The organism is Thalassospira sp. UBA848, assembly GCF_002295455.1.
GTDB lineage: Bacteria > Pseudomonadota > Alphaproteobacteria > Rhodospirillales > Thalassospiraceae > Thalassospira.
The window spans coordinates 18,746-27,548 of record NZ_DBGS01000066.1; the positions used below are offsets into that span (position 1 = coordinate 18,746).

At 56.5% G+C, this 8,803-nt stretch carries 11 protein-coding genes; 2 read left to right on the forward strand and 9 right to left on the reverse strand.

The genetic code is table 11. From position 1 onward, the window contains the following. Positions 1-36: 36 nt before the first annotated feature. On the reverse strand, positions 37-2,820 hold the full coding sequence (locus B2R48_RS09190; RefSeq protein WP_296999493.1) for an ATP-dependent DNA helicase: 2,784 nt from the start codon (positions 2,818-2,820) through the stop codon (positions 37-39). Between the two features lie 101 nt (positions 2,821-2,921). Here B2R48_RS09190 and B2R48_RS09195 point away from each other — a divergent pair, with 101 nt between their 5' ends. Next, positions 2,922-3,776 (forward strand): AraC family transcriptional regulator, encoded by an 855-nt coding sequence (locus B2R48_RS09195; RefSeq protein WP_296999494.1) that lies wholly within the window; start codon positions 2,922-2,924, stop codon positions 3,774-3,776. An 81-nt stretch (positions 3,777-3,857) separates the two neighbouring features. On the opposite strand, the gene B2R48_RS09200 is transcribed toward B2R48_RS09195, so the two are convergent. From B2R48_RS09200 to B2R48_RS09220, 5 genes are all read right to left on the reverse strand, one after another. Next, entirely contained in the window at positions 3,858-4,466 is a 609-nt protein-coding gene (locus tag B2R48_RS09200) for a LysE family translocator (protein ID WP_296999496.1), read from the reverse strand. Positions 4,467-4,659: 193 nt separating this feature from the next. Further along, complete coding sequence (locus tag B2R48_RS09205; RefSeq protein ID WP_213474694.1) at positions 4,660-5,028, reverse strand: hypothetical protein; 369 nt, start codon at positions 5,026-5,028, stop codon at positions 4,660-4,662. Between the two features lie 177 nt (positions 5,029-5,205). After that, the gene (locus B2R48_RS09210; protein ID WP_296999498.1) at positions 5,206-5,643 is read right to left on the reverse strand and encodes a YqaA family protein; all 438 of its coding nucleotides are present in this window, start codon (positions 5,641-5,643) and stop codon (positions 5,206-5,208) included. Positions 5,644-5,673: 30 nt separating this feature from the next. Next, positions 5,674-5,970 (reverse strand): putative quinol monooxygenase, encoded by a 297-nt coding sequence (locus B2R48_RS09215; RefSeq protein ID WP_296999500.1) that lies wholly within the window; start codon positions 5,968-5,970, stop codon positions 5,674-5,676. 183 nt (positions 5,971-6,153) lie between these two features. Beyond that, positions 6,154-6,579 (reverse strand): organic hydroperoxide resistance protein, encoded by a 426-nt coding sequence (locus tag B2R48_RS09220; RefSeq protein ID WP_062955597.1) that lies wholly within the window; start codon positions 6,577-6,579, stop codon positions 6,154-6,156. 372 nt (positions 6,580-6,951) lie between these two features. Here B2R48_RS09220 and B2R48_RS09225 point away from each other — a divergent pair, with 372 nt between their 5' ends. After that, complete coding sequence (locus tag B2R48_RS09225) at positions 6,952-7,404, forward strand: MarR family winged helix-turn-helix transcriptional regulator (RefSeq protein ID WP_296999503.1); 453 nt, start codon at positions 6,952-6,954, stop codon at positions 7,402-7,404. On the opposite strand, the gene B2R48_RS09230 is transcribed toward B2R48_RS09225, so the two are convergent. The 3 genes from B2R48_RS09230 to B2R48_RS09240 all read right to left on the reverse strand — a co-directional run. Further along, positions 7,397-7,834: a DUF1801 domain-containing protein gene (locus tag B2R48_RS09230; RefSeq protein ID WP_296999505.1), complete on the reverse strand. Its 438-nt coding sequence runs from the start codon at positions 7,832-7,834 to the stop codon at positions 7,397-7,399. The genes B2R48_RS09225 and B2R48_RS09230 overlap by 8 nt on opposite strands. Then, a complete protein-coding gene (locus tag B2R48_RS09235) occupies positions 7,831-8,238 on the reverse strand; it encodes an MAPEG family protein (protein WP_296999507.1) in 408 nt (135 codons plus the stop codon). Before B2R48_RS09235 ends, B2R48_RS09230 begins: the two co-directional genes overlap by 4 nt. A gap of 141 nt (positions 8,239-8,379) precedes the next feature. Beyond that, a partial coding sequence (locus B2R48_RS09240; RefSeq protein WP_296999509.1) for a methyl-accepting chemotaxis protein occupies positions 8,380-8,803 on the reverse strand: 424 nt, incomplete at its 5' end.

Genomic DNA, 8,803 nt, shown 5'->3' on the forward strand with positions numbered 1-8,803 from the left:
CCTTTCCGCCGTCACAATTGAGGCCAAAGAAACCGATTAACCTTCTTCGCTATCCCGGTCGTTGCCAAGGAAGATCCGCGTTTGTTCAATCGCCTCGCGCAGGCCAACACGCTGGACCTCGACATCGTCGGGAAAGGCACCCAGAAGCCGTGATGGCATGCGGTTATCAAGCAGGACAAACACACCGCGATCCTCGGCACGCCTAACAAGGCGGCCAAACGCCTGCTTCATGCGAAGCCTTGTGAGCATGTCGTCATAGCGTGCGCCGTGGAAGGCGGACTTGCGTGCGCGGTGCAGGATGTCGGGCCGGGGCCATGGCACGCGGTCAAAGACGATCAGGCGAAGGCTGTCGCCCGGCACATCCACCCCGTCGCGTACCGCGTCGGTACCCAGCAGACAGGCATCGCGTTCAACCCGGAAGATGTCGATGAGCGTCGAGACATCCATGCCGTCGATATGCTGGGCCAGAAGTTGCAGGCCCGCGTCATCCATCGGCCCCGTAAGGCGCTCATAAGTCGCGCGCAGCCGCGTGATTGCGGTGAAAAGGCCAAGGGCGCCGCCACCCGATGCCAAAAACAGCTCGCGATAGGCCGCGGCGATATGGTCCGGGTTATCCCGGCCGAGATCATTGACGATGAAAACGCGGGTTTGTTCGCGGTAGTTATACGGGCTTTTCATTGCTGCCCGGATGGCCGGAAGCGGCATGTGGGCGGCCCCCGTGCGATCCTCTGCCACGGCCCAGTCGAATTCTTCATCGCCTGTACCATCACGCAGGGTCGCAGATGTCACCACCATGCCGTGCGCGGTGGGGGCGAGTGACGTGGTTAGCGGGATGGTCGGATCAAGGTAATGGCGATGCATGCCAACATCGAAATCCCGGCCAAACTGGCGTTCAATCGCAAACCAGTCGACAAAGGTTTTCGGTGTTTCCTCGACAAGGGAAGCCAGCATGTCCCGCCACGCACCGACCTGCATGATCGCACGGCGTTCAAGCGACCTTATGGCGGCATCAAGGCGCTGGCGTTCGGCACTGTCAAGCTCGTCGGCCTTTTCATCGAGCATATGGGCAATGATCTTGATCAGCGATTTGGCCGGTTTTTCCATGGCCTCGAGCGCGCGATCAAGATCAGCGGCACTGGCCAGAACCTCGTTCAAGGCCGGTTTGCAATCGGTTTCAATCGAATAGCCGCGATCCCCGTCAGACGAGCGTGCCAAGACCTGTGCCCGGACATGGGCAAGGAAGGTTTCCGCCGGACCCTTGGCATGTTGTGACCCGTCATGAATGCGCGACAGCCACCCTTGTTCGGGCAGGCATTGGGCAGCGACAATTACGGCATTGACGGCATCGCGCAGTTCATCGCGGTCCATGATCAACGTTTCAAGGCGCTGTTTCAGGCCGCGTGCACGCGATGATCCCTTTTGCTCTGCGCCCAAAAGCCAACGACGAAGTTCCTGCCCCTCCATCCCGGTCAGGTGGGATGAAAATGCCTTGTCGGCGGCGTCAAACAAATGATGGCCCTCGTCAAACACGTAACGTGTCGGCATGGAGGCATCATCAAGCCCACCCAAGGCCGCCTGCACCATGACAAGTGCATGGTTGGCCACCACGATCTCGGCCGAGCGGGCGCGGCGCACAGTCTTTTCGACAAAGCATTTTGAATAATGCGGGCAGGCGGCATAGATGCATTCGCCGCGCTGATCGGCCAATGCGCCGGTGAACCGGTTGCCGAGCAATTCGGTCAGCCAAGCGGGGAAATCACCGCCGACCATGTCGCCATCACGCGTATGCGACGCCCATCGGGCAATCAGGCCCAATGGGGTAGCCTGATGCGGTTGTTGATTAAGCGGGCGTTGGGCTTCTTCGAAATTCAGCAGGCAGAAATAGTTTTCCCGGCCCTTGCGCACGACGGCCTTCAGGCGCTTGTCCTTGGGATCGTCATACAGGCGATCGAGTTCCTGATCGATCTGGCGTTGCAGGTTGCGGGTATAGGTCGAAATCCAGACCGCGCCGTCATTCTTCTGGGCCCAAAGGGACGCCGGGGCGACATAACCCAATGTCTTGCCGGTCCCCGTTCCGGCCTCGGCCAGGACGATATTGGGCGCACCATCATGCAGGCGTGGGCCAAAGGCCGAACATACGGACGACGCATAATCGGCCTGTTGCGGGCGTTCTTCCGCGCCTTCGCCAAGCAGGTCTTTCAGGCGTTTACGGGCATCCTTGGGATCAACCGGATAATTGGCCGGTGGCGGTGGCGGGGCATGTTCAGCCCATTCGCCAAGCTTTTTCCAGACTTTAAGGCCCTCATACACCGCATAGCGATGCGGGCCATCGCCATCAGCCCCAAGGGCCGCCAGAACCGAAACACCCCACGGCCAGTGGCCGCGTGCCATCGGCCAAGCAACCGACAGGGCCGGACCGCGTTTGTTGCGATGAAGGGTGGCGAGTTCCTGCAAAAGCCGTTTCATGGCTTCTGCCAGTGCCTCTGCCTGACCAATCAGGTCATCGGCCGGCTTCTGGCCCGTCGCCAATGCAATGCCGCGCGGGGTCGGGACACAAAACTGTGCGGGGCGGACAAAGGCAAAAAGTTCCAGCAAATCATGGGCCGGAAACGGATCGGATTTCAGCCGCCGTGCACAGGCCGGGGTATGAACCAGAATGGGGCGTGATGACCGCGCACGCTTGGCCGCGGCCCCGTGCGGGAGTTCCTCGATCTCGCCATCAGGCGATAAAAACACGGCGTGACGCAATCCAACGACCATGACAGGTGCGTTAGGCGGCATGAAACGCGGTTGAGACTCTTCGGAACGATCATCGAACATTTGGGGCACTATAAGCAGACAGCGACAGTGGCGCTACCGGTGAAATTGACCTATCTTGGAATTTGTAAGGCAATCACCCGATCACAAGAAGACGGACCGCAATGGCAGCCCCCAATACCCGCAATCAGCATTTCTGGCGCGATGACGCGATGCCGTTTGTTGAGCTGCGGCGCGTGGCGGACGGGCATTCGGTTTGTTACGAGCGTCATAGCCACGATACATTTTCCATCGGAACGGTGAAGGGCGGTTACAGTACGTACTGGAACCGGGGCAAAACCCATGAAACGCAAGAAGGGTCTGTGGTGATCCTCAACCCGGAAGATGTTCATGGCTGCAACCCGGTCAAGGGGGCGGACTGGGTTTATGACATGCTGTTTGTCGACCCGGACTGGCTTCTGGATCTTCAGATTGAACTTGATGCCGACGCCGCCGGCAAGTTTGCCATGTTTTCCGATATGCTGAGCCGCGATCCGCATCTTTATGACGGCTTGCTGGATCTGGCTGATACGCTTTCCAATCCGGATGTGGATATTCTTGGCAAGGAAACGGCGATGGTGTCGTTCTTTGGCGATTTGCATGTGAAGCTGGATCGGCGCGGTGTGCTTGATCGTGCGGCCAATGTTGGTGGGGCGATGCAGGACCGGAAAATGGCCGATGTGGGCGAGTATATCCGGGCGCATTATGCCGAGAATATCGGGCTTGACGAGCTGGCCGGGCTGGTCGGCTATTCCCGGTCGCATCTGGTGCGCGCATTCAAAAAGACGTTTGGCATGACGCCTTATGCCTATCTGATCAATTGCCGGGTGCAGCGTGCGCGCCATGCCCTGCGGCAGGGTGAAAAGATCGTCGATGTCGCGCTTGAAACCGGCTTTGCCGATCAGGCGCATTTCCAGCGTATTTTCAAGCGCCTGATGGCGGCAACCCCACGGCAATATGCCCGCGCACAGGTCGCGTGATTTGGACAAAAAAAGCGGACGGGTGACTGTGACCCGCCCGGAGTTTCCACAACCCGACTATGGGGAACGGGGTGCGGGGGATTATTCCAGGATCAAATAGGCTGCACTCGCCGCCAGCAACACGGCCATCGCCCGGTTGAACATCTGAACGCGCGATGGTTCGCCAAGGAAGCGTGACAGGAACGCGCCCGCATAGGCCCAGCACGCGACCGAGACAAAGCAGACGACAAAGTAAATGGCGGTGAATTCCCAGATCAGGGTTGGCGCGCCGGACGCGGCATAGGCGCCCATCCCGGCGATGGATGCCAGCCAGGCTTTTGGGTTAAGCCATTGCATGACGGCACCGGTGATCGCCTTTGGCCCGGTTTGGGCGGTGCCTTTGCCCAGCTCACCATCTGACGTTGCCAGCTTCCAGGCCATGAACAGCAAGAACGCCACCCCGGCCCACTGAATGATCGTGGTCAGTTGCGGGAAGGTTTCGAGCAGTTCATGCAGGCCCAGCCCGATCATAAGCAGCAAAAGGCAAAAACCCGCCGTCGCGCCAAAGACAAGGCGAAGGGATGGGCGAAAGCCATATTGCACGCCCGAGCTCAGCACCAGAATATTGACCGGACCCGGTGTGATGGAGGCCGCAAGCGCAAAGGCGGCCATGGAAAGATAAAGGCTAAGCGTGGCGGTAAAGGCGGACATCCTGGTGTTCCTCGCATCGGCGTTTTTTGTTCGTTGCCAGCATGCGGGGTCTTGCGACGCATTTATTGAACAAAATTGATCTGCGAGAAACAAACCCTCGATTTTGGCAAAAAAAACGCAACCGGATGTCAGACCGGTTGCGGTGATTGCTGTTTATGTACCGTTCCGGTGTGTTGCCGGAACCGGTTTCAGATCAGCTGGTTGTCAGATCCATCAGAAGCGTTGCACAGCGACGCGCAATATCGTCGTTGGGTTCTTCGCTGCCCGGCATTGTTGCCCAGCCTTTTTTGATCACGAAATCGTCGCGCTTGTAAGAGCTTTCAGCCTTAAGGGCTGTAAGTTCCGCCGTCTGATTGTTGGGCGAAAGCATTTTGAACTGGGCGACACATACCGGTGCCATTGCCGAGATCGTTGCTTCCTTGCTGCTTGCATCGGCCATTTCCTGCGCAGTGCCACCAGACACCACCGAGCCGGTGCTGAAACCGACAATGGTGATCAGTGCGGCGCCGATAATGCCGCCCCAAATTCCGGGCTTTGTCCATGCAGGGATTTCGATAGCCATAATAAAATTCCTTTTAATCAGGCCGTGAAAAGTATTTTTCGCGGCTCTGTTAGATCAAAGGAAAACATTGATGATGTAATATTACAATTGATTTATTTTTTAATATTTAAATCAAAGGTCGATTTTCTAAAGGGGATCGATTTTATTTTTTGACAGTTCGAAGAATTATTTCCTGCTTCAACCGAAAAACATGCTCGACAATCCTGTTGCTCCGCCCGCAATCATGGCATAGCGCGCCATCTTGCCAATGGTCACCAAAATGATGAAGGGCAGAAGGCGCACCCGCATGACCCCGGCAAACAGCGTTAACGGATCGCCAATGATCGGAAGCCAGGCAAGCAGTAATGACCACAGCCCGTATTTGCCAAACCAGTGTGAAGCGCGATCCAGTGCTTCGGGCGAGACGGGGAACCAGCGCTTGTGCTTGAAATGCTCGGCATAAAGGCCAAGCCACCAGTTGATGAGCGAACCAAGAACATTGCCCGCCGTCGCGATCAGGACCAGCAGCCACAAGCTGTGATCACCCGATGCAATGAGCGCAGCCAAGGCTGCCTCGGACGTGCCGGGCAGGATGGTGGCGGATGTCAGTGCGGACAGGAAAAGAGCGAAAAGCACGTTTGTAAGCCGTTCAAATCAAATCAGCGGTTACGATTTGAGGCTGAATTTGCGGACTTCAAGCGGCTGTGCAAGGACTTCATCCTTGCTCTGGCCAAAGGCCTTGAGGTAGGGCATCTCGAAATGCCGGGCGAGGTCTTCTTCCGAGCGCCAGTTTTCATAGGCCATCCAGATCGCCGGATCATCTTTTGACTGGTGCATGTCATAGCTGATGCAGCCTTCTTCGGCGCGGGAGGGTTCGACCAATGCCAACAGACGTTTGCCCAGTTCTTCTTCCATGCCGGGTTTGGCGCGTGCGGTGGCAAGAACGGTGAGCTGCTTGGACATTGTGATTTCCTGAATTTGTCATGGGTTTGTGACTGGCGGGATCGCTGCCAAACACAGTGCAGGACAAATAGTTGTTTCACAAGTAGATACACAACAGAAAAAGGCCCGGTGCGGGGTAACACCGGGCCTGAAAATGCCGGTCAGCAGTTTGGGGGGAGCTGACCAGCAGGGGGGAACGGAATTCTAGGCAATCGTGGTGGTTACATCAACATTGCCGCGCGTCGCGTTGGAATAGGGGCAAATGGTATGCGCCGTTTCGACAAGCTTTTCGGCGTCGGCTTTATCGAGACCCGGCAGGGATACCTTGAGTTCGACTGCAAGGCCAAAGCCGCCTGCGTCGCGCGGTCCGATGCCGACCTTGGCAGAAACCGAGACGTCATTTGGCATCTTGATCTTGGTCTGGCCAGCAGCAGCCTTCATCGCGCCAATAAAGCAGGCCGAGTAACCCATCGCAAACAGCTGTTCGGGGTTGTTGCCTTCACCGCCGGCACCGCCAAGTTCCTTTGGCGTGGTCAGTTTGACATCAAGCGAGCCGTCATCGGTTTTCGCACGACCATCACGGCCGCCGGTGGCAGAGGCGCTTGCGGTATATTTTACATCAACAGACATGGTTTCATCCTTTGTTTGAACGGTGGTTCGACTTGGTGAGAACCCGGCTGTGTCGAAAATCAAACCTTCATATGTCGCCGGGAAGGCACGGGTGCAAGTGCGCCTGTACGAAAGAGGGTGAAAGTTTTGTGATCATCGTCAGGCGCAATGTGAACTGTATCCGGCACAAACATCGCACAATAATTAATCGTGTACGATATAAATTCTTGTGCATCAGCCATGCATTAAAATCGTTTGTTATTTAATCGCGCACGATATAAATTTGGCTCTTGGTCTGTCCTGTTCAGGAGGCCCGCCGTGTTCCGGGCTTGACCGAACCTGTGTTACAGATGTTCGGGGGCCAAACCCTTCGCCAATGTAAGGATGCGATTGATGAGCGATACCCCCAAGGATGATTTGCTCGATATTGACAAGTTTCTGTGCTTTTCGGTCTATTCGGCGGGGCATGCCTTTAACCGTGTTTACAAACCAATGCTGGAAGCATTGGGCCTGACCTATCCGCAATATCTTGTGATGGTTGCGCTGTGGCAGGATGACAATCAGTCGGTGCGTAGCATCGGTGAAAAGATGTATCTGGAATCCAGTACGTTGACGCCGCTGCTTAAACGGTTGGAAGCGAACGGTCTGGTTACCCGCAAGCGTGACCCCAAAGATGAACGCTCCGTTCGCATCGGTCTTACCGATAAGGGCAAAGAACTGCGCAAGCAGGCCGAAGACGTCCCGCTTTGCGTTTTCGAGGCCACCGGCTTGGATATTGAAACGGCGAAAAGACTGGTCCGGGATTTGCGTGCATTGCGTGACCGGCTAGATGGCGGGCTTAGCTAGATTTCGCTGCCGCAGACTTGCGATCCCGGTGATAGGTCAATGCCCAGCCAAGGGCTGTTTTGATGGCGTGTTCGGGAAGGGCCTGATCAAGGGGCAGAATTATTGCGCGATTGCCTTCGGTCTTGAGGTCTGGTGACAGCAGGGCACGGGTGCGGTCAATCAGGTCTGTCTTGCAATCAAAAAAGATCATCACCTGATCGGGTGTGTCGGGTTTCCAGTCGGCCCGAATGGTAATGCCCGATCCCGATTTGGGCCGCCAGGCCGGTTCGCCCCATTTCAGACTTTCCGTTACGGGGCCGACCCCGTCGATTTCGCCTGCGAGTTCAAAGACCCACACACGGATCGACATCAAGGCCCGTCGGGCTGCCGCCGGGCAGGCGTTGAATTTTGCCGCAATATCGGGATTGGCGAATTCACCGGCTGTCGTCATAGGCTCCCCGCGTTCAGATTTCCGAAGGTCTGCATCAATAGCCACACGCCACAAATTGCCAGTGTGATGTGCTGCATGATCATGGCCGGGGCAATGATCTGTTTGCGCCGGGTCAATGTTCCCAGAACATGCAGGATGCGCGATGCCATCAGGATGATCGCCACCACCCAAATAATTGTCGAGGTGGCAAGGATGGCTTCAATTGCAAGTACGAGAAGCACACAAAGCGGGGCATTTTCAATGAAGTTCCCGTGTGCACGCATGCGCCGGCGCAAGGTGGTGTCATCGCCGTCACCGCTTAGAACGTTAAGCTGAAACCGCCGGACAGAAACCATCAGGCTCAGTGCTGTAAGCATCAGAACAAACACGGCAGTCATGCAGATTGTTACTGGAAGTGGCAGCATCGACAGTTTCCCCGAACTGTTAGAAAAAAGCGCAATCTGTTTTTGTAATTCAACCATCGAACGCGACCGGGATCAAACAAAAGGACGGCACAGTTTGCCGTGCCGTCCTTTTGACGATGGTTTGAGCTGGTTGGCCGATATCTAGATATTGCGCAACCGGTCAAGGAAGTTTTTGACCTGCTCATCAAGATTGCGGGCTTCATTGGCAAGCTCGGTCGCGCCCGCTTGCACGTTGGATGCGGCTTCGCCGGTTTCCTGCGATGTGTTGCGCACAATCCCGATAGAGGAAGATACCTCGTTGGTACCTGCGGCGGCCTGTTGCACATTGCCTGAAATTTCTGCGGTCGCAGCCCCCTGTTCCTCGACCGCAGAGGCAATGGCGGTGGCGATCTCGTTGATGCTGGAAATGGTTTCCGTCACCCGTTCAATCGCGCCCACCGTGTTTTGCGTTTCGGACTGGATCGAGCCGATCTGCTGGGCAATGTCCTCGGTCGCCTTGGCGGTCTGGTTGGCAAGGTTTTTGACTTCTTGCGCCACAACCGCAAAGCCTTTGCCCGCTTCGCCC